We start from the raw sequence: 25,918 nt of genomic DNA on the forward strand, positions 1-25,918 counted from the left end.
GACGATCATACCTGCGAACAATACTTTTTCTATATTAATTCTTTATAACAACAAAAAAAATGAAAAGAAAGTACAGATGGAATTATTCCCGTCATTTACTGACCTTGCTCCGAGGACTCCTCATTTTCTTCTGCTTAGTCAGCACAATAGAGGCGGCACAGGCGCAAACGACTGTCAGAGTAGCTGACGGCTATCCGAAATTCACCGGCGGAAACCGATTGGTAGCCTACGGTGAACCGCTTACCATCGCCTATCGGTTTACTCCACAGGGGGGACCCCTGACCGACGCCAAGGTACAGCTTCAATTGCCGAACGATGTCGAAGTAGAGAATCCTCAAGTGACCATAGGCGGCATCGGAATCACTAAAACGCAGGCCGGGCAGACGGTCACGCTGAGTTTTAACGGAGCCATACCGAAAGATCACGAAGTGGAAGTACAGGTCGATGTAAAAGCGACTGGCTGTATTACACCCGGTGTTGTTCAATTCACGGTAAAAGTGTTGAGCGGTACGGATTCCAAGGTGAGCGCTAATCTTACAGCCAATGCTGCACGGCCTGTTCTGCAGATCGGCTTGCCGGCAGGCGGCGACAATATCAATTTCAACGGTATCCCAACGACACCCAAGACTGTCACTACGTATTTGAGGACAGCATCAGCCGACAAAGCATCGTCGGCACAAGTGACATACACCGTCAGTACATCGGAAGTCACACTTTCCGAGTTTAAGCTCAACGGCAGCCCACTGACCCCCACCGAAACGAACCTGCCCGACGGGAAACGTACCTACACGCTTACTTTCGCTTCACCTGCAACTATGGGAGGCAGCATGATCGACAACACTAACAGCAAACAGATCACTTTCAAGGCTGTAGGTACGCCTGTCATCTGCGGCTACCAGAAGATTTCCGCCACGGCACGCTTTCCACATAACGGCGCCGCATGCCATACTTCGTCCGAGCAACAGATCATGCTTGCGATGGGCGGATCGGGCTCCACACCGGCATTTTCGGCTACCAGCTGTCAGTACGTAGCCGCAAACAACAGCAGCGCAGCACCTATAGCCCCTAAAGACGTCCCTAAAGACGGCTCGCTTACATGGGTCAGAACAGTGTTTACCAACAGCAGTACCGCCGCTATCCGCAAGTTCTCCGTGGATTGTAGAATTAATGGGGGCCTTAGTTATTACGGCTGCATCGACACATCCAAAATATTCGTCCAGAATGGCAACGGTCCTTTAAAAAAAATCTCTCCCCTTAAACGTTACACCTACGGCTTTAACGACAGAAAATTAAAATCGTCGTTTACGGGTATGATCGATAATTTCATCAACATGGAAGTCTATGAGATGATTCCGGCCGGTCAGACCGTGACCCTCTATGTAGCCACTCACAACGGCAATGTATTCGAGGAGCCGACAAACGAAAGGTTCCGGTGGACCGGTTACGGTACTCCAGACTGTCATAGCTTGGAAGTCTTCATACATTCCATAGAAGGCTTTTGTTCAAAGAATACAGGAAAGATAAAAACAGAAACGTTACCGAAAGTAATTCTCCCTATGTTTACCAATCAGGTAAGCATAAACAGTCAGACATGTAAAGGGGAACAAACCTTTAAACGAACGGTACCGATCACATTAGGCCAGATCGATGCAGCTCCTTCCGTGTTTACCGTAACAGCGCCGGCGTGGCTGAGTATCGAAGACTTAAAAATAACGCTCAATGAAAATGGGACAGGCTCTTTCCCTGCCACCGTAACTTTTACTCCGACCTCTCATTCGTCTAGCAAGCGTTCTTTCAAGATAACATCAAGCGCAAGCATTTCGGGCGCAACTCGAGGATATCTGCATGTTACCTTCAAGTCGCCTGCTTGTGTCGCACCATTAACGAATCGTTCGGATACCATTTATTATACGACCGACCAACTATGGGGCAGTACAACCCTGACGAAAGTAGGATACCTGAAGCAGGGGGTCAGTCATATCTGCAAGAGTGAGGGCATCGCCCTTGATACGTTCTACCTCAAGCGTCACGAGAATTCCGTTGGATATAAAGATACCGATAATGACGGTAACCCTGATAACGGCACTCAGAAACTGCCCGAGGCGGATGTCAACCACAAACGCTTTGCCAGCGAAGACGAAGGTTCATTCCATTGGAGGGGAAAAGTAGAAGGCTCGCCGGGAGATCCGGATCGTTACGAATACCTTTATCTGCCGATAGACGGTACGGCGGCCGTCGCGAGAAATACGGTATACGGATTTATCCCGAACCTTAGCAGCGGCCATGTCGAGATAAAAGTAAACGGTGCAAACAAGACCAATGATGCCACGGTTGACCACACGGTCATGACGGGGAATAAAAACTACTTCATGATCCGTTATCCGGACAAATTCAAACCTGGTGACAATATCGAAATCCGGATCGATTTTACCCCTGCTATCCGAGTGAATGGAATATATACAATTACGAATGCTACCTTGACAAGCTATTTCAAGGTGAGCGAAAACGCATTGACCAATCCGTTTACCGAAGGAAAAGGCAGCGACGATATACAGGTGAATGGCATAAATGCCCATTTAGTAAAGCCCTCATCAATATCGACATACGGCGGCAATCCTATTGTCGTATTCGAAAGCAGAATGCCCAAAACGAATCTGCTATTCGATTGGGAAGCGACCATGGTTTACCTTAATGGTAAGTTCGAAAATGAAGCGCGCTATTTTTATTACGTGAAAAAGGTAACCTACAAACTGCCGCCGGGTTATACGATGGAAGATCAGATCACCGTAAGCAAAAGAAACGATCCATCGCTCGGTACCAAAACACTGACTTCCGAACCGGGTTCTACGCCAAGCGAGAGAACCTACGACTTCTCCAAACTATTCCAAACCGACAATCCTGCCGGCACGCTAACCGGAGGCAAGTGGCGGCTCTGGAAAGACCAGTGGTACTTGGATCCGAAAGTAACATTGAAGATCAATCCGTCGTTGGTTCAGCACGACACTTCCAAAGTGGTTATTACACGCACTTTTCATAATCTCCGCACCGGACAGGACGAAGAATTGCATTCAACGTATTGGCCGCTCTTGATTTGGAATTCCAAAGCAAACTTCACCATCGATCAGCCGAATACCGATATCGTTTCCTATGGCCCTTATACCACCGGGCCACGACTGAAGTTGAGCAACAAGACCTCCGCTGCCTTGAATAACATATGGTTCTACTTCAAAGGAAAAGTAAAAGACGTTAAACTGATCGCCAACGGTATAGAGCATACGGGCATTAATGTCACCGGCACTGACGGCGGCTGCTGGGTAAACGTACCCAACCTGCCCGCAAATAACGACATGATCTATAACCCTGTTTATACCAGTTTAGTCACGGAATGCCCCCACAGCGAGGTAGCAGTATATGCCTGCTCGGCCTTCGGTTCGACATGGACTCCTACGACTACCGCTCCGCTGGATATCGACGACGAACATATCATTGATAAAAAAATCTTCCGTATCATACTTTCTTCTTCAGCGAAAATTGACGGCACGATTACCAGCAACCTCAATACCGTCAAAGCCAGCCCTAACGATGCATCCAACGCTTATACAGTCACGGCTGAACTAAGCTCCAACGCATCCGAAGGGATGGTGAAAAATGTGGAGATGGAATTCAAGGTACCCATAGGACAAGTCTATGTGCCAGGCAGTGCCGAAATCGAATACCCTATAGGCACAACGAATCCGTTACCGAGCGGTTCGACGTTAGAAAGCGTGTTAACTAACACGTTTGGACCCGCATCCGACGACAGCACTGCGCGTTCCGCACGCCTGAAACTGAATGATACCGGTCTTCCCGCATTGGGAAATAACGTAATTCTGCCCGGTGCATCAGGCAATCCGCCCGCTGTAGATACGGTAAAGCGCACGGCACGCATCCAAATGAAATTCAGAGCCTTGTGTTCAACTCAAATATTCGATCCCATCAAATATTCCGGCATTGTATATGGCAAAAATATCTGTGGAGGCAATGCAAACGGGGATGGAGTCTCGATTGTATCGCAGAATATCAAACCGGATATAAACTACGATTACGATTTCGAGATGCAAATAGCCCCCCAATCAGCGACATCCGACCATACATCCTTTGCCTTTAACGAAGGTTATACTCGAGACACGCTGAAGCTCACTATTAAGAGACACTACGGTTCGGCTCAAGATATGAAATCCGGAGACTATCTCGCCGTAGAACTGCCCAAGGAACTCGACATCGATAGTTTTTATATCCATTATAAAGGAGTATCGGGAAGCCTGAGTGGGCTAAATAAACGCGACTCCATTGTCGGCAATACCATTGTTGCAGGCGTGCGTACACTCAAGCTGCCTTTCCCGATCAGCGAATATAACATAGACGCAACCAAGGGATACAACTCCGTAATCCATTGCTTCATCCCTGTTATCTATACACCTGACGGACAGACACGGGCAGGAAATCCCATCGATTCGATACGCAGTTCCATACGCAGTACGGTGACATTTAAAGGAGGCTGTCCCGATCTACCGATGAAACTTGGCCTTAAAACACAGAAAGTCGCTCTCTTCACGGCTGTCGAGTATCCTCATATCGCATGGATTGGTGACACGGCACGGTTCCAGATCACCAGCCACGGGTTCGACGGCAAATGGTACAAAGAAAAAACCGGTGGAATAGTTGCAAACACCGAGAATCCGTGGATCAATATTCCCACCGATACGGCGATGGTAGGCGATACGGTCTTCTATTTCACCCCTGTAATAAACAATACGGAATACGGGAATGGTAACCTCCGTCTGCCTTATCGTGTCCGGATATGGCTTCGTCCATGGTTTATCAAGAATCTGGATACGATGAAGTATATCTGTACCGATCACGATACGCTTCGTGTCAAGGCCGGCGGTATGGATGTAAGTTACAGATGGTACAAGGACGGCGATTCCATCGCCGGAGCAACCGATACGTTCTTCGTAGTTACTCAGCCGGGCAAGTATCATGTGATGGTCAAGGATACCGTTACACCGCCCAATATCATCAGTTCGGATACAATGAACGTATACTTCCGTGAGTTTCCCGTTATCACCAAAGACCTCAAAGCCCCCCGTCGAGACTGTGACAGGCTCAGCTACGTTTTGGAAGTGGGCACCCAAGGGCATCATCTGCTCTACCAATGGTACAGAAACGGATTGCCCATACCCGGAGCCCATCAAAGGAGTTATCGCGCTTTAGCCAAAGACTCTTCGGGATTCTATCGCGTTACGGTCAAAAACATCTGCGGCGACAGTATATCCAGCCGGCAATGTTACATCAGTTTCTGTGATGAGAAGATAAGCGGGATAGGAAGACGCATCGAACTGATCGTACCCAATACGGCCGAAACGACCCCTCCGGCAAACGGTTTGATCTATGTAAACAGTCGGCAGGATTTCGTATTCACCATAAAAGCCAGAAAAGGATACAGCGTAAAATATATGACAATCACCACCGACAGCCCGATATGGACAGAATTCAGTGGAGGTATTCAGCGAACAATGCTTTCCGACAGTGTAGTGCAAGTGCGCATACAAACGGTCACAAGAGACCTGAAAGTAACCGTATCGGGTATTACTCCGTTAGCCAATACGAACATCACGGAGCAACCTCAAAAGGCATGGGCGCATAAAGGCAAACTGTACGTAGAGACGGAGCGCAATGAAACGGTCTATATTTACACTGTGACGGGACAACTGTACAAACGCGAAGACGCACAGGCCGGTTTGAGTGTTTTTGACCTCGAAAGCGGATACTATATCATTCGATTGGCCAGCGGATATTCCGGTAAAGTCTTTATCGAATAAGTCTACCGTCCATTCAAAGTAACATTTATCCAAAAGGGTATCTGTCAAATCATCCCGGAATGATTACAGATACCCTTTGTACTTTTTTCATATCGGATCATTTCTCCTGCGAAGCCTTCCTGCGGTTATCTCAACTGCATCTATACAACAAGCGACTTGTCGTGATCGGGAAGAACCTGCCCCAATCTTTTTCACGATTTTATTTGCCGGTTTAAATCTTTGCATTAACTTTGCACCGCAAAGCACTTTAAAAAAATGGAAAATAAAGAAGTATTCAACACCTTAAACGAAATCAGGTCTTTGATGGAGAAATCGTCAAAGGTTTTGAGTTTAAGTGGTGCATCGGCCATTTTAGTCGGGGGGTATGCGTGTATTTCGGCAGTCGTGGCGTATTACATGCTGGGCGGTACGGGTGGATGGTCGCAAGACCTGCTTTCGTTTCCGCGCCTGCAGGTCAACACGCCTTATCGCATGCAGTTAATGCTGATCTTTGCGGCAATACTCGTTGTGCTGTGTCTGACCACAGTATTCTTTTTCTCACGACGGAAAGCAAAACGCAGCGGACAGCGATTCGTGTTCGACCGTACAGCCCAACGGATGTTACTGAACTTTTTTCTGCCGCTCGCTGTAGGCGGTATTCTCTGCCTCTCGCTGATCTGGAAACAGCACTACGGACTGACCTCGTCAGTCATGCTGATTTTCTACGGCATCGCTTTAATCAATGCCTCGAGTTATACGTATTCGAATACGCGCTATCTGGGTTATGCCGAACTGCTGCTCGGTCTGGCCGACAGCTTTGTCGAAGGACACGCCTTGTTATTCTGGACCATGGGCTTCGGAGTCTTTCACATCGTTTACGGCATTTTCTTTCATCTCAAATACGACCGGCCTACCCCCACCCGATGAAACCGATACCGGAAGATCTGAACAAAGCGTTTGAAAGCAAGGTGCGGTTAGGCATCATGTCCGTACTGATGGCCAACGAATCAGTCGATTTCGTCACGATGAAATCGCTGCTCGAGTTGACGGACGGTAACCTGGCCAGTCATATGCGCAGTCTGGAAGCGCTCGGCTATCTTCAGAGCAGCAAGCAGTTTATCGGACGTAAACCGAATACGACATTTGCCATCACGAAGAGCGGACGTGAAGCATTCATCGCCCACATCAACGCCCTCGAAGCCTTCCTGAAAGAACGGATGAAACCATATCAAAAATAATTTTTTTACATATAAACTTTGCAATTCAAAGTTCTTTTCATATACAAGCATTAATTTATCCATAATATAAACAAGTAAAAAAAGAAAAAAATGATGGAAACTCAAAAAATCAATTCGCAAGCAGAACACAATCCGACAGTCTCCCGGCATGAAGTTCCTCCTCTTGTCAGAGACAGGTTGAATTTACCTCCGCATTGGCGGATGTTCATCAAAGTAACATTGATCGGAGTATTGACCGTACTGCTGATGATCCCGATGATGATGATCGAAAACCTGATCGGTGAGCGAGAGCGAACGGCCGAAAGTGCGACCGACGAGGTACATCAGAAATGGAGCGGCGCGCAGACCGTGCTCGGCCCCGTGCTGACCATCCCGTTCAAAGAAGTCGTCAGAATGGATAGTGACGGGAAAACTGAGAAAATCATCAGCGTCATCAATGTACTGCCCGAAACACTCGAGATCACCGGCGACATCCGAACGGAAGAACTGAAGCGCGGTCTGTACGAAGTCATCGTCTATAATTCCCCCATCAAGATGAAAGGGACATTCGTGTTGCCTGAAGACCTGAGCATTTCGGGAGGCAGCCTGAACGATCTGCAATTAGATGAGGCGATGATCAACATCGGTATGTCTGACCTGCGCGGTATCGAAGAACAGGTAACGATGACTTTCGGGGAACAGACGCTGGTTTTCAATCCGGGTATTCCGCATAGCCAGCTGCTAACCTCGGGCGTATCGTGTAAGGCGGATGTTCGCCCTCTGTTCAGCCGCAGGCAAACTGTGTCGTTCTCCGTAAGACTGCAACTCAAAGGATCGGAGTCGCTCTATTTCGCTCCGCTCGGTAAGACGACGAGTGTAGCGCTGACCTCAGACTGCCGAACACCAAGTTTCACCGGTGCCTTCCTGCCCGATCATCGCAATGTAATGGAAACGGGCTTTACGAGCGACTGGAAAGTGATGCACCTGAACCGCAACTACCCACAGGTGCTAACCGAGGACAACTGGAACGACGAAGTTGATCAATCGGTCTTCGGCGTAGATATGCTGATGCCTGTGCAACATTATCAAAAATCGATGCGCTCGGTCAAGTATGCGATGCTGATCATCCTGCTCACGTTTGTCGTCAGTTTCTTCGTCGAAGTGCTGCAAAAGAAACAGGTACACCCGTTTCAGTATCTGCTTATCGGGTTGGCATTATGCCTGTTCTATTCACTGTTGATCTCCATCTCGGAGCATACGGGCTTTACGACAGCTTATACCGTGGCATCGGCCATGACCGTGTCGCTGATCACATGCTATATGGCCGGCATACTGAAAATCAAACGCACGGCATTGACTGTCGGTGCACTGCTGACCTGCCTGTACGTGTATGTTTTCGTACTGATACAAATGGAGACATATGCCTTGCTTGCAGGAAGTATCGGGTTGTTTGTGATTCTTGCGGTTGTCATGTACGTGTCGCAACGTATCGACTGGAGCGGCCGGGAATAAGGAGGGACAGACAGATCAAGCCGTTCGTCCTCTCACTTTCCGAAGCGAAGTAAGCCATAGCCCGACAAAGGTGATGGCGCCGTTAATCATCAGCATCTCATATCCGAACCGGTAACCTGCAACATGCAACACCCACTGTTCGAGAGTAAAACAGATCAGGGGCGAGGCGATGCATAGGTATGGTACATACCGGTCGATCGGTTGACGTTTCGTAAACAGCCCGAAGGCAAACAGCCCCAGCAGCGGGCCATACGTATACGAGGCGATGACATAGATCGCATCGATCACGCTGCGATTATTCAGCGCTTTAAATATCATGATGATGACGACGAACAGCGCCGAGATAAGCAGATGCACGTTCATACGTGTCTGTTTGGCTTTCTTCGCCTGCTCTTTCTCGATGCCGAGTATATCGACGCAAAACGAGGTGGTGAGCGCCGTCAACGCCGAGTCGGCACTGCTGAAGGCCGCCGCAATGATCCCAATAGTGAAAAAAATCAGGATCGTGCTTCCCAAGATGCCGGAGGTACAAAACATCGGGAGGATATCGTCGCCCGAAGCCGGCAACGTGATTCCTTGCCGTGCAGCGAGCGTGAGCAACAGGACTCCGAGACAGAGGAACAAAAAATTGATCGGCGTAAAAGCCAGTCCATAAGTGTACATATTCTTCTGCGCATCCTTTAAACTCTTGCACGAAAGATTCTTCTGCATCATGTCCTGATCTAATCCGGTCATCACAATGGTAATGAATATGCCACTGAAAAACTGTTTTACGAAATGCTGCGTACTGCCCCAGTCGTTCCACTCGAACATACGAAAATGGGGACTGTCCGTAACCGCCTGCCACATGCCCGTCATGTCCAGTCCCATCCGGTCTTTTACTTGCCAGATGATCACCACAAGCGTCCCGACAAGGCAGAGCGCCTGCAACGTATCGGTCCAGATAATCGTCTTCACCCCACTGCGGTAAGTATAAAGCCAGACGAGCAGGATGCTGACGATGACCGTAATCCCGAACGGAATATTCCATGTACTGAATACGTAGGTCTGCAGGATAAGCACCACGAGATAGAGCCGCGCCGCCGCACCGATAATTTTCGAGAGCAGGAAGAACGAGGCCCCTGTTTTGTAACTCCGCCGCCCGATACGCGTTTCGAGATATGTATAAATGGAGGTGAGTTGCAACTTGTAGTAGAGTGGGAGCAGCACATTCGCAATCAACACATAACCAAAGAAGAAGCCGAGCACCGTCTGCATATACGTCATATCGATCTGGCGTACCCAGCCGGGCACCGAAACGAACGTCACCCCCGAGAGAGACGAACCCACCATTCCGATGGCCACGATATACCATGGCGACTTACGGTTTCCCAAAAAGAAAGCATCGTTACTCGAACTCTTACGTCCCGTTATCCATGCGATCAACAACAACAGACCAAAATAGGCGACAATAATCAGAAGAATAAGCTGACTGCTCATAGAAATTGCGTATTTTTTGCTTTAGTTTTTTGCGATTTTATTTTTGCAGGCAAAACTACGCTTTTTTCCCGATTTGGCAAAAATGTCGTATCTTTGTGTTTAGTTTGAAAAAAACGGAGGACAGATGATGCAACAATCAGGTGAATTCAAACAATTTCAGAAATTCCTGTCGGAGACGAAAGGAGACTTTCATGTGCTTGAACAACGCGTTCCGGTAGAGAAGCAGTTGCAGTATTTCAAGTTCTCCGACCGGTTGAGAAAGGAAGCTGTTCCATGGACGGAAAACGACTTCGAGCAATTCGAGAGCGACCTTTACAACCCCGAATCGACCGGGGAATACAAACGTCGTATCCTTTCCATATTTGCCGTGTCGAAGGATGTCAAGTCGTACCGCAGATTGGAACGCTATGTGCAGTCGCCCGATCCGGAACTGACCGACTGGGCGTACATGGCGCTGATGGAAAGCCGGATCATGCTGGAGTCCGAACTGTCGGAAGAGAAACAAATCTATATCTCGACCGGACTGGGCGGCAAAGGCCGGAAACTTCGTTTCTACCTCCTGCTTCAGACAAACGGAAACAAACCGTTCCTCGATTATCAGCGAAACGTGATTGAGCGGGAGTTTGCTTTTGCCATGCGGAACGCAGACTGTGACATCGAACGGCTAACCGTACACGAGACCTATGCCGACCTGCTCGCGCTGATGCCGATACGTACCGACATCAAACAACTGATCGAGCACATTATCGAAGAATGCAACCAATACGGCGACTTCCTGTCCAAAAGTTTTACCGTCACGAATGTAAAAGAGTTGAACGATGAAGAGATCGCCCGGATCATCCATGGTGAAAAGAATGAAAACGACACATCGGACAAGGAGGAATGAAAAGTCTGTCTGTAATTATTCCCTGTTTTAATGAAGAAGAGGTTCTTCACGAATCGTACAGACGCACCAAGGCCGTTTTGGACACGTTGCCGTGCGATGCCGAAATCATCTATATCAACGACGGAAGCCGTGACAGGACACGTATGATACTCGATGAACTTGCAGCCTCCGACCGACGTGTCAAAGTACTTCATTTTTCCCGTAACTTCGGCCATCAGCCGGCGGTATCGGCGGGTATCAGGAATTGCCATACCGACTTGGCCATCATCATGGACGCTGACCTGCAAGACCCGCCCGAACTGATCCCGGAGATTCTCGCACTACGCGAAAAAGAACAGGCGAACAGCATCTATTGTGTGCGTCGCTCACGCGATAAGGAGAGTTTCTTCAAACTCTTTACCGCCCGTCTGTTTTATCGGACGATGAACCGGATGAGCGAAGTCGAATTTCCGCTCGACACGGGCGACTTTCGCCTGATCGACCGAAAAATCATGAACGAATTCAACCGACTGCGCGAACATGGCAAATATATCCGGGGACTGGTCAGCTGGATCGGCTTCAAACAAGTACCTTTCTATTACGAGCGCAAGGCACGCGTGGCCGGCGAGACGAAATACCCGTTGAGCAAAATGATCCGATTTGCGTCAAACGCCTTACTGTATTTCTCGAAGAAACCGTTGCGATTAGCTATGGGCTTGGGATTTATCGCCGTCATCATCGGAATTATTCTGGCTATCTGGTTTATGCTCGGCAAGTTGTACGGGTTTAGCAATGCCGAAACAGGCTGGACTTCGATCATGACCGTTGTCGTCTTTTTCGGAGGTGTCCAACTGCTTACTATCGGCGTGCTGGGACAATACATCGGCGTGCTCTTCGACGAGATCAAGAACCGGCCGGAATATATCATCGACGAGAAGCGAAACTATACGGACAACGAAACCGATTGATTCATCCTTCGCTCTTCCGCATCATCCGCCAAACCATATAGAGAAGTTGTATCGTTACGAGAGCGATAACGATCCATACGCCGTATGTCTTCAGAAAGACCATCCACGGATGAGGAGGCTCGTCCGAATCGCCGATATGTTCGATCGAGACGACGGATAGATGCGGCAGATCATCCGACACACGTTTACGAAACGTCAAGTCATATTGCGGTGCATGGGCTGTGGCATCGCCATACGTTAATGTATAGCGTCCTCTTTTGAGTTGCGCCACCGCATAACGACGGACAATCCGCGCAGCAACCGAATCGATTCGGAGCGGTTGGTCATCGCCGTTCGCGATCCGGAAACGCAACGTATCCATGCTGTGCGGCAGACTTTGAAGAGCTTGTGCACTGCCGGCTTCGGAGCGCAATCGCCCGATTTTCGTACCGGCCAGCCATACCGCCCGATCGTAATCTTCGGGAGCGGAAATGTAAAACACCACGTCTTCAAAGCGATAAGGATAGGGAAAAGCCAACGTCAACTCCGTCTGCTTCCGAGCGTTATCGGTACGCAGTGCGTAATGCGTGGCGGGTATCTTCATCAGGTGACGGATGTGGGTATCTCCCGCTCCGTTACGTCCGACGGAAAGGATGTTCAGCGGTGCCGACAGCGAATCGTTTATCGACAGCAGATAATAACGATAGTCGGAAACCGGAAACGAGACGGTCAGCAGTGCTTCCGTCCCGCGCACCTCCGCTTGCTCCGAGAACCGGAAGCGATCTCTCACCGCATACCAGCTTTCACCATCATTGCTGCCTTTGAGAATGGCTTTCTTGTCGGTATCGGCATGTTTCACCCGTACCGTAAACGACGAAATACGTTCACCATCCGTTTGAATCCGGATATCCGTCTGGAACGTTCGCCGGATCAGCTCGATGGGATATGGTTCGAAGTCACGGCCTCGACTGACGGATGTTGCTTCGTGCACAAAATACGCGACCTCTCGACCATGCTCGTCACGAATACGCAGGTCGGCCAGATCGTCACGGGCTGCGCCGATCAGCGGAGCCGGCAAGTCGATGGCATAAAAACTGTCCGCCTCCACGGGAGGCAAGGTGGCGCGATACGTTTGCGCCATCATCCCGCTGCCCAAAAGCAACAGCAGGAGACCGGTAAGTGCAGCCTTACCCGTTCTCTTCCTTTTCGGTTTCATCACGTTCATCGCTAAACAATACGTTTTTCAGTTTCTGATACAGAAAAGACAGCAGCAGAAGAATGACACCAAGCAAAATAAATACGGCAATCTTCCCTGCCATCGGCATGGTCCAGACATCGACGATCAGCAATTTACCGAGCACCACGGCAAACACGCCGAGGCTCAATATCCGAAGCGTCTTGAGGTGTCTCCGCATCCCCAGGGTCATCAGAGCCAACCCCGCCACCGACAGAGCGATGGAGAAGCCGGCGCTCAGGCTGTCGTCCCATCCGACGGTATGCAGCAGGTGACGCACAGCCAGCGTCCACGTAGCGGTAGCCAATAGGCTGAGGTAAATCGTAAATCCATTACCGGCCGAGCTTCGTGCCGGCGTATTCCGATAGTAGAGGACACCGCCCCACACCAGTTCGGCCACGACCGTTGCAAGAATCATCCACGCCGTACGGCCACTTTCGGCCTCGTAAGGCAAAATGGCGTAGGCATAAAGCGCGGCACTGACGAGCATCCCTGAAAAGTACGCCCACGACCAACCCGCACCGAGCCGGAAACGTCGTGACAAGACGATGCTCAGGAAGAGGATATAACTCGTCTGAAACAGCAAAATATGGCTTTCCGCAACGATAAAACGAGACATCTCCCATACCACCACCATATTTCCGAGAACGACGGAAAGCAGGATCAGCACGGCATTGCCCGGCGTATATCTCAGGATATACGTTTTATCGAACGCTTCACGATAACGGCTTATCAGCACGGCGAGCGCCAGATAACTCAAGCAAACAAAAGCATTCGTAACAAACAATTTGTTGGCAAAGATCGTTTGCCCTTCCGTCAGACCGATTGCGTAAGGAGCGATATCCATCACGAATGAAACCAACGTAAGCAGTATGAGGATAAAGGAAAAGTATGCGTACATCCGCGCTTTCGATTGGGCGTAAAGCCATCCGAGCAACACCATCTCAGAGGCCCAAAAGAGGGTGATGAACGTGCCTTCGAGCTGAACAGGGACAGCAAGGGAGACGAAAGTCAGCACAACGCCAAGCAACGTATGAAGCAGGAACCGATATTCGAGCCGGCGTTTCCGCAACCACAAAATGGCAGCCATATTAACGATAGCGATACCCAGCGATAACAACCCGTCGATCTTCATCGGAAGCAACAGTTTATCGATAAAAAAGAGACCGAACCCCATGCAAGCAAAATTATTCAGCACGACGGTCGCCAACAGCATTCGGTTAATCCATACCCATCCCCGATCATTACGCAGGATGGAGAGCAGAGGCAAGAGGAAGATCACGTAGAAAAGCAAGGCGAAAAGAAGTAACCGCAACGCCATGTTGGGGTCGATCACGCCCGTATTCATCAGAAATACGAACATAATGAGGCAGGTCGAGAAGAACGAAATCATGGGTAGCTCGACCCACTTTTTGAAGAGTGACAGCACGAACATACCGAAGTTCAGGATGGCGATGTAGGAAAACAATACCATGTAGTTGCCATCGCCGCTGCTCGTCAGGAAGGGAGCGATATACCCTCCGAGGAGCGCAATAACAGCCAGCTCGCGCCGGTCGTACAGAACGGAAAGTACAGCCATAAATACGGTCAGCACGACGAGAATCACGAAAGCGACCGGCTGAGAGAACAATTGATAATAATGGTAAGCCACGGCTACGGTGACGTAGAATGTAGCAAAAGCGCCACCGGCCAGCAATGAACTGAAAGCACGGTATTTCTTCTGAAGCCTTGCGGCAATAACCAGCAGACCGGAGCCTGTAGCGAAGCCCAGAATCGTTCGCGACACTTCGTTGATCCACTCGTTATCAATGGCGTATTTCACAAACAGCCCGATACCGACGACCAATACGAAGATACCGATTTTGCCGAACAAGTTTCCGCCGATAAACTCTTCGTAGTTTATCTTTTTCACTGGCTTCGGAGCGGGAGGAACAGCCGAAGCAGCAGGCATCGACGATTTTACGGGAGGCGGTACGACCTCAAAGGGCGCGGGAGGCGGGGGTACAGGCGCGGCGGAAGTCATGATCTCCCGTGGCGGAGGAGGAGGTACTACGCTTATATATTCGCGTGTTTCGGTCTCTTCCTTCATCCTGTCCGTCTGTGAGGGAACGGCCGGAGGCTCGACCGAACGTTGCATAGCAGGCACAGCCACCGCCTCTTCTTCGGTCGATGTATCCGACTTCTTTTCCAGCAACTTTTCCAACAGAGCCTCCATTGAAAGAAGTCGTTTCGAAACCTCACCGATACGGCCAAGCAGTACGGCCCAGCCGATAATCGGCAAAACTATAAAGAGTAAAATCAGAAACAGAATAATTCCAAATTCATCCATACGTTTTTACTTTTCATTCGTTATTGACCGAGCAAACATAGACAAAAAAAACGATATTTTACCTCGGCAAACAGTCCAAACGTACAGAGACAATACAGTAACGACAGGACAAACGTAAGGATTACCGGCATATCTTTGCGATATATCCCCCACTCTGCCCGACATGTGTACAATTTCCCTCAAAGTCGTGCAACATGAACACGACCGGGAGCAAAGTCATCAAAAATAACAGGGTCGACATCTATTATATGGTGATTTCGATCCGATTGCCGTCGGGGTCAGTCACGACGCTTTCGTAATACCCGTCGCCCGTAATGCGCGGCCGACCGACACACGCATACCCGTCGGCCACCAGCCTCGCAGTCAACCGATCGACGGCCTCACGGCTGCCTGTACTGAAAGCGAGGTGAATAAACCCTTCACTCAACGCCTTGTCCGGGCGTTCTTCCATATCGGGACGTTCCATAATCTCCAGACGGGTATCACCTGTAAAACTCAGAAAATACGTTTTCAATCCCGTATTCGGGTTATGATACATCGTGCCGGCCGTAGCCCCGAAATACGTTTCGTAAAATGCCCGGCAAACTTCCAGACGCCTTGTATATAAGGCTATATGATCTATTTTTATCATCAGTAAATAATCAATTATCAAACACCTGCTATCAGCAAAATCGTATTTAGTCTATGGTATTTTTTCGATCTTTTCAGCTATCTTCCATACGGTTTAACCATGCATCGAATCTCGGAGCCTTCGTTCTGATACATTCCAGACCTATTGCTTCGGCAATGATATTACCATAAACCACTTTATTGTAGCCTTTGATAATACTTTCCAATCGATGGGAAGGAGAGGTCGTTTTATTATTGTTAATCATTTCCGGATTGGAATAACGATTAAATATTTCTTTCAACTCTTTTTTTCCGATTAAATCCGTCGGAGAAATCTGCTTATGGAAAACATCCATATCGCAAAAAAGCAATGCTTCAAATTCGTGCAATTGGAAATAAGGAATAAACCTGTGACGAAAGTCCGGATCAATATTTTCCCGCATTGCCTGCTCCAGACAATCCATACGTTCATTCTTGTCCGGAATCTCATGTGCACTATCCCATTGTGGAAATTCGTGTTTTTTGTATACACCGTAATAATCGATAAAAGTAGTCACATACGCCTCTTTATCAACTTTCAGATGTGTCTCTATTTCTTTTTTCAGCAACTCCCATCGTATAATTCCTCCTCTTGAAGCCCTGATTAATGATGGATGAAAGAAAATCTGCTTACGGGAGAACGCCGGTGTCAACATTTTATTCACAAATTCCTGTTCGGTCTGTCCTTCACAAATAATTCTAATCCTTTTCATATATTTACATTAGTTATAACAACAGGTTGCCCCGTGCGGATGATATTTCTCTTCCATAGATCGTCAATCGTATAATCTTCAAGCCAAACAGCCAACTCTTCGGAATCAAGCCGTGTGAAACGACTCTCTCCGTCAATTTGATCGACGGTTATAATGTCTTCCGGATCAAAATGGCTGATTAAATCGGTCGATTGAGTAGCAATAATGACCTGATAACCTTTGGCAGCTACCGATCGGATCAATCCGGCAAGTTTGGCTATTGCTGCCGGATGCAACCCCAGCTCCGGCTCATCGATGATGATGGTCTGTGACAAACCGGGTTGAAGAAACAAGGTTGCCAAAGCTATAAAACGGATTGTTCCGTCGGATAAATCGCTGGCGCCGTATACCGTAGAGCTGTATCTGCTTTGCCACCGGAGCTTGAGATTACCATTCTTTTCGGGACGCAGAAAAAAATCGAAAAAATAAGGAGCAATGCTTTGGATTGTCTGAACAATCAATTGATAAACGATCGGTTCTTTTTCCCGAATATGATACAATAAAGCGGAGAGATTACTTCCTTTTTCGTAAAGATAAAATATATCGTTCTCGATATTCGATACCTTATTGAAAGGGGAATTTTCACCGGTATCGTGAAAATGATATTTGGCTAATTGATCCAGATAACGACGAATATAATAAGCTCGCGGTATTGTCTGAGAACTCAGTTTTGATTCGGGCCCTAACTTTCCGGATGTAACATCAAAAGGGTTCGGGTATTGAGGATTATCATACCACAACGCTTCTTCGGTGAAAATAAAACGATCATCTCCTTTTTTCAAAATAAAAGAATATCCATTAGTATTCGGGAAATGAAGATGAGCCGAAATTTCGGTTGTCACTTTTTCTCCTTTATGCAAAAAGGTATCGATTCCTTTCAGAGCTACAGATTCCTGCAAATTACGACGGTATATCTGCTTTAAAAAGTCAAAAAAAGAGAGAAAATTACTTTTACCACTACCATTCGCACCGATCAGAATATTGATGGGCTTAAGTTCCAAACTTAATTGACGGATCGATTTATACCCGTTTATATCGATTTTATTCATTGATTATTTATCTTTTGCTCTATTTAAAAGACAAAAATACAAACTTTTCAGGATATCCTCTCACCATCGCAACAAAACGTACAAGACCTGCCGGTCATACCTGATCGCACAAGCCGACGATGCCCCTCTCTCCTCCGCCTTCCGCCTATCCACAACCGGATTTTCATTTACCCTAATACAATTCTGAAAATTATCACGTATCTTTGCATCCCTAAACAAAAGCAAAAAGACGATGGAAAAGCAAATCCGACTGAAAGATAAGGTGTTTGAATTATATATCCCCGAAAAGGAAATCGTCCGGGCCATCGAACGGATGGCCGAAGAGATTCGGCGGGATATGGAAGGAAAAGACCCGCTCTACGTGGGGATCCTCAACGGAGCCTACATGTTCGTGGCCGAGCTGATGAGTAAACTCCCGGTCACGAGCGAACTGACCTTTGCCGCCTATTCGTCATATCACGGCACCAAATCGGACGGCATCGTCAAAGAACTGCTACCCATCCGCAGTAATACACGCAACCGCCCCATCGTACTGCTCGAAGATATCATTGACACGGGACTAACCATGCACTACGTGACGCGGCGACTCAAAGAAGAAGGTGCCACTGATGTGCGTCTGGCTACAATGCTCATCAAACCCGCGTCGCTGCAATGTGACCTCCACCCCGACTACGTGGGCATGGAAATCGAAAATGACTTCATCGTCGGATTCGGACTCGACTATGACGGACTGGGACGCTCGACACGCGACATCTACCAAATCAGGAACAATTAATTATCATTTCATCTATAAGAACTTATGTTAAATATCGTAATCTTCGGTGCACCCGGCTCAGGCAAAGGGACACAAAGCAAACGAATGGTCGAATATTACGGCCTCGATTACATTTCGACGGGTGACATGCTGCGCAATGCGATCCGTGAAGGCAGCGAACTGGGAAAAACGGCTCAAACATACATCGATAAGGGTCAACTCGTTCCGGACGAGCTGATTATCCGCTTGATCGGTGAATTCCTCGATGGCAAAAAAGACTCGAAAGGTGTCATCTTCGACGGCTACCCCCGCACCATCCCGCAAGCCATTGCCCTGAAAGAGATGCTTAACGAACGCGGTACGGATGTCTCGATCCTGCTCGACCTGCAAGTCGACGACGACGAACTGATTGCCCGCCTTGTCGAACGCGGGAAAATATCGGGGCGATCGGACGACAACCTCGAGACCATCCAGTCACGCCTCGATGTATATCACACACAGACCGCTCCGCTGGCTACGCACTACATCAGCGAAGGAAAACATGCGGCCATCAAGGGAACCGGATCAATCGAAGATATTTTCAACCGCATCGTCGAAGTGATAAAAAAAGTAACGGATCGCTAAAAAACGTATTGTTTCATGATGCAACAACCATCCTGAACATGTCCTATGGCCGAATCGAATTTCGTAGACTATGTAAAAATTTATTGCCGCTCGGGAAAAGGAGGGGCAGGCTCTGCCCATTTCCGGAGAGAGAAGTACATCCCGCGCGGAGGCCCTGACGGCGGAGACGGCGGACGGGGCGGACATATCTATCTGCGCGCCAACCGTAACTACTGGACCTTGCTTCACCTCAAGTTCGAACGCCATATCCTCGCCACCTCCGGACAGGGAGGAAGCAGCAAACGCAGTACCGGTAAAGACGGCGAAGACCGTATCATCGAAGTGCCGTGCGGCACCGTCGCCTTCGATGCCGAGACAGGCGAATACCTTTGCGATGTCACCACCGACGGTCAGCAGGTGATGCTGCTGCAAGGCGGACGAGGCGGACGAGGTAACGTGCATTTCAAAACAGCGACGAACCAGGCGCCCCGCTATGCACAGCCCGGCGAACCGTACCGGGAACGCATGGTCGTGCTACAGCTCAAATTACTGGCCGACGTCGGTCTCGTCGGTTTCCCGAATGCAGGGAAATCAACGCTACTCTCAGTCGTTTCGGCAGCCAAACCTAAAATCGCCAATTATCCGTTTACCACGCTCGAACCGAATCTGGGCATTGTCAAATACCGCGACAATCGCTCGTTCGTCATGGCCGATATCCCCGGCATCATCGAAGGCGCCAGCGAAGGCAAAGGATTGGGACTCCGCTTCCTTCGCCACATCGAACGAAACTCCCTGCTTCTGTTTATGATCCCCACCGACGCCGACGATATTCGGAAAGAATATGATATCCTGCGTAATGAACTGGAACAGTATAACCCCGGTCTGGCCGACAAAAACAAGGTGCTGGCCATCACCAAAAGCGATCTGTTAGATGATGAACTGAGGAAAGCCCTGGCCGAAGAACTCCCTGACGATATCCCGCATCTCTTTATTTCATCGGTCACGGGCGCAGGAATTGCGGAACTCAAAGACCTGCTCTGGAACGAACTGAACCGAGAAACGTTTCACGACGCCGAACAGATTGTCCACCGCGATATGGACATGCGCTTCGTCCCGATCGACGACGAAGAAGATTGGGAGATCCCGGCTGTCGAAGAAGAGGAACTCCCTGATGATCCGGACCTCGATGAGGGAGACGATGACGAAGCGTTGCGTTGAAATATTTCGACCAAACGAACGTGTGTGCTTTACATAACCTTTTCGGTCCTCGCAGTCATTTTACCGCAAAGTTTGCAAAGAGTGCAAAAGAACAAATTACGGAAAGTTGTATTTTGGCCTTCTTATGGAAAATAAAGAATTGACACTTTTAGGGACAGCGACGACTTACCGGCAAGATTACGCGCCGGAAGTGCTGGAGGCGTTCACGAACAAACATCCCGAACGCGATTACTGGGTACATTTCGAATGCCCGGAGTTTACGAGCTTGTGCCCCATCACGGGACAGCCCGATTTTGCAACGATATGGATCGATTATCTCCCCGACGTAAAGATGGTGGAGAGCAAGAGCCTGAAGCTCTATCTCTTCAGTTTCCGCGGGCACGGCGCTTTTCATGAAGACTGCGTGAACCTGATCATGAACGACCTGATTCGCCTGATGGAACCGAAGTATATCGAAGTGACGGGACTCTTCACCCCGCGCGGCGGCATCAGCATCTATCCGTATTGTAACTACGGCCGGCCGGGCACGAAATATGAAGCGCTGGCCGAACAGCGTCTCTTCAACATACAGGCCGGAAACTTACGTGCCGGACGGTAGGCGGGGACGGGTGAGGGGCTCCATGAAACCGGCAAACAGAGCGGAAAAAGAACACGAAAGGGATGCGTCTTCGTGTTTGTTTGAGACGCATCTCTCCCTTTATGTTTACGAACCGTCCCGTATCGTCTATTTTTTCAAAAGCCTCAGATGCCAAGCGATGCCCTGATCTGTTCGACCTTCTTCATGGCTTCGGCCTCGGCCGTCCGCAAGTCTTCAGCCGTACGGACATCAGGGATGTGTACCTCGCAATAAAACTTGATCTTCGGCTCCGTGCCCGACGGACGAACCGACACTTTCGTATTGTCTTCCGTATAATATTGCAGCACGTTCGAGGTCGTAGGCATGTGCAGTGCAAACGTTTCGTTATCGGTAAAACTGTGTCCTTTCAGCGAAGCATAATCGTAGATCAGCGTCACTTTCGATCCGGCAATCTCCGTCGGTGGATGATTGCGGAAACCGTTCATCATCGCCTCGATTTCTTCGGCGCCGCTCTTGCCCTTCTTAACGACAGAGATATTCACCTCTTTCGAGTAGCCGTATTCGAGATAAATCTGTTGCAACAACTGATAGAGCGACCATCCTTTGTCTTTTGCCCAAGCCGTCATCTCGGCCAGAATGCAGCAGGCCGATACGGCATCCTTGTCACGCACAAAGTCCTGACAGAGGAATCCGTAACTTTCTTCTCCACCGCCGATATATTGTTTCTTGCCTTCGTTTCTGCGCATCACCTCGGCAATCCACTTGAAACCGGTATAAACATCGTACATCTCGACGCCCTTGCGCTCCGCGATGGCGCGAACCGTCTCGGTCGTAACAATCGTTTTGACAATGTATTCCCGGCCGCTTAACCGTCCCAGTTCCTCCCAGCGCGTCAGCAGGTAATAAACGAAAAGGACGACTGCCTGATTGCCGTTGATCAGCACCCATTCGCCGACATCGTTCTTCACGGCTGCCCCAACGCGGTCGGAGTCCGGGTCGGAAGCCAGCACCAGCTCGGCGCCGGTCTCTCTGGCCTTCCCGACAGCCATCGACAAGGCCGCCGGCTCTTCGGGGTTAGGCGATACGACCGTCGGGAAATCACCGCTCACCACATCCTGCTCAGGCACGTGAATGATGTTCGTGAACCCGTATGCGCCGAGCGCTTGGGGAATTATACGTACCCCCGTACCGTGAATCGGCGTATACACGATCTTCATGTCATGATGCCGCGCAATCGAGTCGGGCGACAGCGAAACAGTCTTCAAGTCCGCGATGTACTGCTCATCGATCTCCTTACCGATCAGTTCGATCAATTCCTTCTTTCCTTCGAACCGGATATCGGCCGCGTTGCGGATTTTATTGACTTCGGCAATCGTGTTTTTGTCGTGCGGAGCAATCATCTGCGCTCCATCGTCCCAATATGCCTTGTAACCGTTATATTCCTTCGGATTATGCGAGGCTGTCAGGATAATACCGCTCTGACATCCCAGCTTACGGATGGCATACGATATCTCCGGTGTCGGTCGGAGGTCTTCAAAAAGATACACCTTGATGCCGTTGGCCGAAAAAATTTCGGCCGAAATCTCGGCAAACCGGCGGCTATTGTTACGACAGTCGTGACCGATAACGACTTTGATCTGTTCCAACTCCGCAAATTCTTTTTTCAGGTAGTTCGACAAACCCTGCGTAGCCGCTCCGACCGTATAAATATTCATCCGGTTACTGCCCACGCCCATGATGCCGCGCAATCCTCCGGTTCCGAACTCCAAATCCTTATAGAAGGCTTCGATCAGATCGGTCGGGTCTTCCTTGTCGAGCAGGGCCTGCACTTCGTTACGCGTTTCTTCATCATACTCCGAACCCAGCCAGACCTGAGCTTTCTTCCTCACCTGTTCTAATAATTCCGTATGTTCCATAATCAGAAATGATATTATGCTTTATTGTGTATTTATTTCTTTTTTCTCCTTTCTCTGCCCAATAAACTTTGGTAGAAAGTCAGACAAAGATAGGTTCTTTTTTTCAGATAATGGTACGCATCGGTTCAGATTTCATTCATCCGATATCGATTTCTTCACTTCCGGAGGCCATTTATGAAGATGGTACGTTCCGGCTATGCCAAACCTGTTATCACCATTCGAAAGCGGCATGGTAGACCGTGCGGTTCTCGCAGCCGTCGGTTACGGTCATCCGGAGAGTATGCCGCCCTCGTGTGAGGCGTTGACGGTCGAAGAAGTAACGCGCGGTTGCTTTCTTGCCGTCGAGTTCAAAGAGAGCGAACCGGCCGTCTATCTCGCCGCGATATTCCTCTATCCCGCTCAGATTATCGGTCAGGCGGAGGATAATCATTTCTTTACTTCTCCAGAGAGACGAATCGACGGCGGTAATGACAGGCGGCACCGTATCGGCATCGACGGCATAGCGTTTACCCAGTTCGGTGATGTCGGCATCGATCCAGCCGTCGCGATACGATCCGCCGATCCAGTTCTTTCTACGCCCATCAACCGAGACGATGCCGTATTTTCCTTTGTCGGCCAGCGTATCGGCGAGCAGGTGAAGTGAGAGATGCCCGTTGCGATGCAGCGGAACGGGTGTATCATGTACCGTGTGAACCTCGGAATAATACGCCGTATCGGCGTATGAGGAGTGACGAAAATACAAATCGTTATACAAGTTACCGCGCGGGATATGCATCCGGATACCACTTGCCCCGAAGCGGTTTTCCCCGCTATGGTAGAAGTGTGTCGCACCGGCCGTATCGGGCGGAAGAATCGTCTGCGGGCGTCCGGTCACGGCCAGCGCAAGTCGTCCGGTATTGCCAAACGCATCCGTGAGTTCAAATTCGATGTGGTATGTCCTTGCTTCGTCGACGGTCAGATAGCCGCGGTTCTTACTGGTCATAAACCGCAGGCGGTTACCCGGCTCGACAAACGTTTTCGTATAAAACGATTTTTTTCCGCGCCACTCGGCAAAGTCGACCCACGCATTGAGGTAACGCGTCTCATCGAACGAAAAACGGTCCTGATAGCTGTGAAACATTTCTTTGCCGTCAACGCGCATTGTGATTTCCTTTACACCGTACACGTTGCTCGTGCCGTTCATATAGTCGTCGATATGGATACTGAAACCGATCTTTCCCCACGCTTCCGTTTTACCCGTCACCGACTGCCGGCCGTCTTTCGCAGTGACAACCTTAATATGCTGCTTTTGCTGAGACCCGTTGACGACGCCCTGTCCTCCGACGGGGCAGATCATCACGGAACGTACCTTCGGAGGCCGCGTATCTTTGATTTTGTCCTTGTAATACACGATCGGATCGACCGGCTCGCCTGTGCGCAGATCGCGTATCTCGAAATGCAGGTGAGGCCCGCCCGAGCTGCCCGTGTTGCCGCTCAGGGCTATCAACTCGCCGGCCTTGACCGGAAACTGCGACGGTTCGGGCGACAAATCGACGGAGAAACGCTCCTGTGCGTATTGCTGTTCTTTGACATACGTTGCGATATGGCCGGCAAAGTTACGCAGATGACCGTAGACCGACATCGTACTGTCCGGATGCTTCACATAAAGCGCATGTCCGTATCCCCACGGCGACACGAGGATGCGGGAGACATACCCGTCTTTTACGGCGCAAATATTTTTTCCTTCGACACCCTGCGTCTTGAAATCAATCCCCGAATGAAAGTGATTATTGCGCAATTCTCCGAAATTCCCGCTCAGCAGTATCGGGATGTCGACAGGGCTGCGAAACGTCTGCGCCGAAACGGTAAGCCCTGTGAGACCCAGACAGACGAGCAGCATTTTCTTCCATTTATTCATCGTCCTACTCTATTGCTCTTCTATAAAAAAGTTATTGGGGCAAAGATAAGAAAAACTCCGCCACGATGGGCAGATGGTCGCTGAATCCGCCTTTGTACGTGTACCCCTGATACGTTCGGCGCGGCCGCTTATCGTTATGTCGTTTGTCGTCGGTCAACAGAAACGACGGGGCGAATATTTGCGTTCCGCCTTCTTTCAGACGCGCCTTCCATGGCAGGCTGACGAGCATCTGATCGAGCTGAGACCACTCGCCGTTAAATTTATGGCTTCCGGCAAAGTTCAGCGTTTCCTTGTCGGCAAAGAGATTCGTCAGTCGGTGTTCGGGCTTGGCGGCGTGCGTCATGACGGCGATACTCTCGTCGGCCGGCGTATCGTTGAAGTCGCCCATTACGATGATATGCGTGCAGCGTCTTACGCTATAAAGCGAGTCGCACAGTCGACGCACACACAGCGCGGCATCGATTCTGTCGGGCTCTGTCTTCTTCTTACCGGCCGAGCGCGAAGGGAAATGGCATACCAACACATCGAGCGTATCGCCCGTAACCACCCGTCCCCATGCATGCAGGATATCCCGCGAACGTTTTCCTTTGCGTGTAAAACGGATCCGTATCGAACGTTGACCGAGCAACTTAAACCGTTCGTTCCGATAGAGCAAAGCGTTGTTGATACCGCGCGGGTCATTCCCCCGGGTGATGCAGTAACGATAGCGATGCTCCTTCAGAGGTGTACGATGCAGCAGATGGGTCAGCACGGTGTCGTTTTCCACCTCACAAAGTCCTACGAGTGCGGGCATATCCCATTTACCCACGGCCGTGATGACTTTGGCTGTCTGCCGCAAACGCTCATAATAACGTTTTGGCGTCCATTTCCGTACACCATCCGGCAGGTATTCATTATCGTTCGTGACCGGATCATCTGCCGTGTCGAACAAATTCTCCACATTATAAAACATCACCTGAAACGACTGCATGCGAATCCGTTTTGTCTGCGAATCCGTACATTGCGGAAGCAGGAACAGGAAAACGGCTGTTGCAAAAATCACCTTGTACATTCTTACATTTTTGCAGACAAAGGTAGAACA

At 49.5% G+C, this 25,918-nt stretch carries 19 protein-coding genes; 10 read left to right on the forward strand and 9 right to left on the reverse strand.

Annotated elements, in window-relative coordinates; translation table 11 throughout:
* Positions 1–59 precede the first annotated feature (59 nt).
* The 4 genes from Tanf_RS00520 to creD all read left to right on the forward strand — a co-directional run bounded on the left by Tanf_RS00520 (position 60) and on the right by creD (position 8,569).
* The gene (locus Tanf_RS00520) at positions 60–5,861 is read left to right on the forward strand and encodes a hypothetical protein (RefSeq protein ID WP_046824517.1); all 5,802 of its coding nucleotides are present in this window, start codon (positions 60–62) and stop codon (positions 5,859–5,861) included.
* Positions 5,862–6,116: 255 nt separating this feature from the next.
* Positions 6,117–6,767, forward strand: coding sequence for a hypothetical protein (locus Tanf_RS00525; protein WP_041590843.1), 651 nt, complete (start codon positions 6,117–6,119; stop codon positions 6,765–6,767).
* A complete protein-coding gene (locus tag Tanf_RS00530; RefSeq protein ID WP_014225474.1) occupies positions 6,764–7,078 on the forward strand; it encodes a winged helix-turn-helix domain-containing protein in 315 nt (104 codons plus the stop codon). The genes Tanf_RS00525 and Tanf_RS00530 overlap by 4 nt, the downstream gene beginning before the upstream one ends.
* A gap of 90 nt (positions 7,079–7,168) precedes the next feature.
* Positions 7,169–8,569 carry a cell envelope integrity protein CreD gene (gene creD, locus Tanf_RS00535; protein WP_014225473.1) on the forward strand — a complete coding sequence of 467 codons (1,401 nt, stop codon included), beginning with the start codon at positions 7,169–7,171 and terminating at the stop codon, positions 8,567–8,569.
* Between the two features lie 15 nt (positions 8,570–8,584).
* Here creD and Tanf_RS00540 read toward each other — a convergent pair whose 3' ends face one another.
* Complete coding sequence (locus Tanf_RS00540) at positions 8,585–10,048, reverse strand: sodium:solute symporter (protein WP_046824518.1); 1,464 nt, start codon at positions 10,046–10,048, stop codon at positions 8,585–8,587.
* A 124-nt stretch (positions 10,049–10,172) separates the two neighbouring features.
* On the opposite strand from Tanf_RS00540, the gene Tanf_RS00545 reads away from it, so the two are divergent.
* Positions 10,173–10,934 (forward strand): hypothetical protein, encoded by a 762-nt coding sequence (locus tag Tanf_RS00545; RefSeq protein WP_014225471.1) that lies wholly within the window; start codon positions 10,173–10,175, stop codon positions 10,932–10,934.
* On the forward strand, positions 10,931–11,881 hold the full coding sequence (locus tag Tanf_RS00550; RefSeq protein ID WP_014225470.1) for a glycosyltransferase family 2 protein: 951 nt from the start codon (positions 10,931–10,933) through the stop codon (positions 11,879–11,881). The genes Tanf_RS00545 and Tanf_RS00550 overlap by 4 nt, the downstream gene beginning before the upstream one ends.
* Position 11,882: 1 nt before the next feature.
* On the opposite strand, the gene Tanf_RS00555 is transcribed toward Tanf_RS00550, so the two are convergent.
* The 5 genes from Tanf_RS00555 to Tanf_RS00575 all read right to left on the reverse strand — a co-directional run bounded on the left by Tanf_RS00555 (position 11,883) and on the right by Tanf_RS00575 (position 17,872).
* Positions 11,883–13,076: a DUF3999 domain-containing protein gene (locus Tanf_RS00555; protein WP_140230661.1), complete on the reverse strand. Its 1,194-nt coding sequence runs from the start codon at positions 13,074–13,076 to the stop codon at positions 11,883–11,885.
* Positions 13,048–15,423, reverse strand: a complete 2,376-nt coding sequence (locus Tanf_RS00560) for a DUF2339 domain-containing protein (protein ID WP_046824520.1) — start codon at positions 15,421–15,423, stop codon at positions 13,048–13,050. Before Tanf_RS00560 ends, Tanf_RS00555 begins: the two co-directional genes overlap by 29 nt.
* A 244-nt stretch (positions 15,424–15,667) precedes the next feature.
* The gene (locus Tanf_RS00565; RefSeq protein ID WP_306766691.1) at positions 15,668–16,054 is read right to left on the reverse strand and encodes a VOC family protein; all 387 of its coding nucleotides are present in this window, start codon (positions 16,052–16,054) and stop codon (positions 15,668–15,670) included.
* Between the two features lie 73 nt (positions 16,055–16,127).
* Positions 16,128–16,784, reverse strand: a complete 657-nt coding sequence (locus Tanf_RS00570; RefSeq protein WP_046824521.1) for a DUF4276 family protein — start codon at positions 16,782–16,784, stop codon at positions 16,128–16,130.
* Complete coding sequence (locus tag Tanf_RS00575) at positions 16,781–17,872, reverse strand: AAA family ATPase (RefSeq protein ID WP_046824522.1); 1,092 nt, start codon at positions 17,870–17,872, stop codon at positions 16,781–16,783. Before Tanf_RS00575 ends, Tanf_RS00570 begins: the two co-directional genes overlap by 4 nt.
* A gap of 232 nt (positions 17,873–18,104) precedes the next feature.
* Here Tanf_RS00575 and Tanf_RS00580 point away from each other — a divergent pair, with 232 nt between their 5' ends.
* The 4 genes from Tanf_RS00580 to queF all read left to right on the forward strand — a co-directional run bounded on the left by Tanf_RS00580 (position 18,105) and on the right by queF (position 21,045).
* The gene (locus Tanf_RS00580; protein WP_046824523.1) at positions 18,105–18,647 is read left to right on the forward strand and encodes a phosphoribosyltransferase; all 543 of its coding nucleotides are present in this window, start codon (positions 18,105–18,107) and stop codon (positions 18,645–18,647) included.
* Positions 18,648–18,671: 24 nt separating this feature from the next.
* Positions 18,672–19,250 (forward strand): adenylate kinase, encoded by a 579-nt coding sequence (locus tag Tanf_RS00585; RefSeq protein WP_046824524.1) that lies wholly within the window; start codon positions 18,672–18,674, stop codon positions 19,248–19,250.
* 45 nt (positions 19,251–19,295) lie between these two features.
* Entirely contained in the window at positions 19,296–20,447 is a 1,152-nt protein-coding gene (gene obgE / locus Tanf_RS00590) for a GTPase ObgE (protein WP_014225462.1), read from the forward strand.
* Between the two features lie 124 nt (positions 20,448–20,571).
* Positions 20,572–21,045 carry a preQ(1) synthase gene (queF, locus tag Tanf_RS00595; protein WP_014225461.1) on the forward strand — a complete coding sequence of 158 codons (474 nt, stop codon included), beginning with the start codon at positions 20,572–20,574 and terminating at the stop codon, positions 21,043–21,045.
* A gap of 143 nt (positions 21,046–21,188) precedes the next feature.
* On the opposite strand, the gene Tanf_RS00600 is transcribed toward queF, so the two are convergent.
* The 3 genes from Tanf_RS00600 to Tanf_RS00610 all read right to left on the reverse strand — a co-directional run bounded on the left by Tanf_RS00600 (position 21,189) and on the right by Tanf_RS00610 (position 25,888).
* Entirely contained in the window at positions 21,189–22,940 is a 1,752-nt protein-coding gene (locus tag Tanf_RS00600) for a phospho-sugar mutase (protein ID WP_046824525.1), read from the reverse strand.
* 211 nt (positions 22,941–23,151) lie between these two features.
* Positions 23,152–24,837: a M23 family metallopeptidase gene (locus Tanf_RS00605; protein ID WP_046824526.1), complete on the reverse strand. Its 1,686-nt coding sequence runs from the start codon at positions 24,835–24,837 to the stop codon at positions 23,152–23,154.
* Between the two features lie 31 nt (positions 24,838–24,868).
* On the reverse strand, positions 24,869–25,888 hold the full coding sequence (locus Tanf_RS00610; RefSeq protein WP_080948512.1) for an endonuclease/exonuclease/phosphatase family protein: 1,020 nt from the start codon (positions 25,886–25,888) through the stop codon (positions 24,869–24,871).
* Between the last annotated feature and the right edge of the window lie 30 nt (positions 25,889–25,918).

It is taken from the genome of Tannerella forsythia, from assembly GCF_001006485.1.
Taxonomy (GTDB): domain Bacteria; phylum Bacteroidota; class Bacteroidia; order Bacteroidales; family Tannerellaceae; genus Tannerella; species Tannerella forsythia.

Coding starts and splice junctions, on each gene's coding strand:
- Tanf_RS00585 (WP_046824524.1), top strand. CDS start 18,672: ATGTTAAATATCGTAATCTTCGGTGCACCCGGCTCAGGCAAAGGGACA.
- Tanf_RS00580 (WP_046824523.1), top strand. CDS start 18,105: ATGGAAAAGCAAATCCGACTGAAAGATAAGGTGTTTGAATTATATATC.
- Tanf_RS00520 (WP_046824517.1), top strand. CDS start 60: ATGAAAAGAAAGTACAGATGGAATTATTCCCGTCATTTACTGACCTTG.
- Tanf_RS00540 (WP_046824518.1), bottom strand. CDS start 10,048: ATGAGCAGTCAGCTTATTCTTCTGATTATTGTCGCCTATTTTGGTCTG.
- Tanf_RS00570 (WP_046824521.1), bottom strand. CDS start 16,784: ATGAAAAGGATTAGAATTATTTGTGAAGGACAGACCGAACAGGAATTT.
- Tanf_RS00575 (WP_046824522.1), bottom strand. CDS start 17,872: ATGAATAAAATCGATATAAACGGGTATAAATCGATCCGTCAATTAAGT.
- Tanf_RS00565 (WP_306766691.1), bottom strand. CDS start 16,054: ATGATAAAAATAGATCATATAGCCTTATATACAAGGCGTCTGGAAGTT.
- creD (WP_014225473.1), top strand. CDS start 7,169: ATGATGGAAACTCAAAAAATCAATTCGCAAGCAGAACACAATCCGACA.
- Tanf_RS00545 (WP_014225471.1), top strand. CDS start 10,173: ATGATGCAACAATCAGGTGAATTCAAACAATTTCAGAAATTCCTGTCG.
- Tanf_RS00600 (WP_046824525.1), bottom strand. CDS start 22,940: ATGGAACATACGGAATTATTAGAACAGGTGAGGAAGAAAGCTCAGGTC.
- Tanf_RS00605 (WP_046824526.1), bottom strand. CDS start 24,837: ATGAATAAATGGAAGAAAATGCTGCTCGTCTGTCTGGGTCTCACAGGG.
- Tanf_RS00530 (WP_014225474.1), top strand. CDS start 6,764: ATGAAACCGATACCGGAAGATCTGAACAAAGCGTTTGAAAGCAAGGTG.
- Tanf_RS00610 (WP_080948512.1), bottom strand. CDS start 25,888: ATGTACAAGGTGATTTTTGCAACAGCCGTTTTCCTGTTCCTGCTTCCG.
- queF (WP_014225461.1), top strand. CDS start 20,572: ATGGAAAATAAAGAATTGACACTTTTAGGGACAGCGACGACTTACCGG.
- Tanf_RS00560 (WP_046824520.1), bottom strand. CDS start 15,423: ATGGATGAATTTGGAATTATTCTGTTTCTGATTTTACTCTTTATAGTT.
- Tanf_RS00550 (WP_014225470.1), top strand. CDS start 10,931: ATGAAAAGTCTGTCTGTAATTATTCCCTGTTTTAATGAAGAAGAGGTT.
- Tanf_RS00525 (WP_041590843.1), top strand. CDS start 6,117: ATGGAAAATAAAGAAGTATTCAACACCTTAAACGAAATCAGGTCTTTG.
- Tanf_RS00555 (WP_140230661.1), bottom strand. CDS start 13,076: ATGAAACCGAAAAGGAAGAGAACGGGTAAGGCTGCACTTACCGGTCTC.
- obgE (WP_014225462.1), top strand. CDS start 19,296: ATGGCCGAATCGAATTTCGTAGACTATGTAAAAATTTATTGCCGCTCG.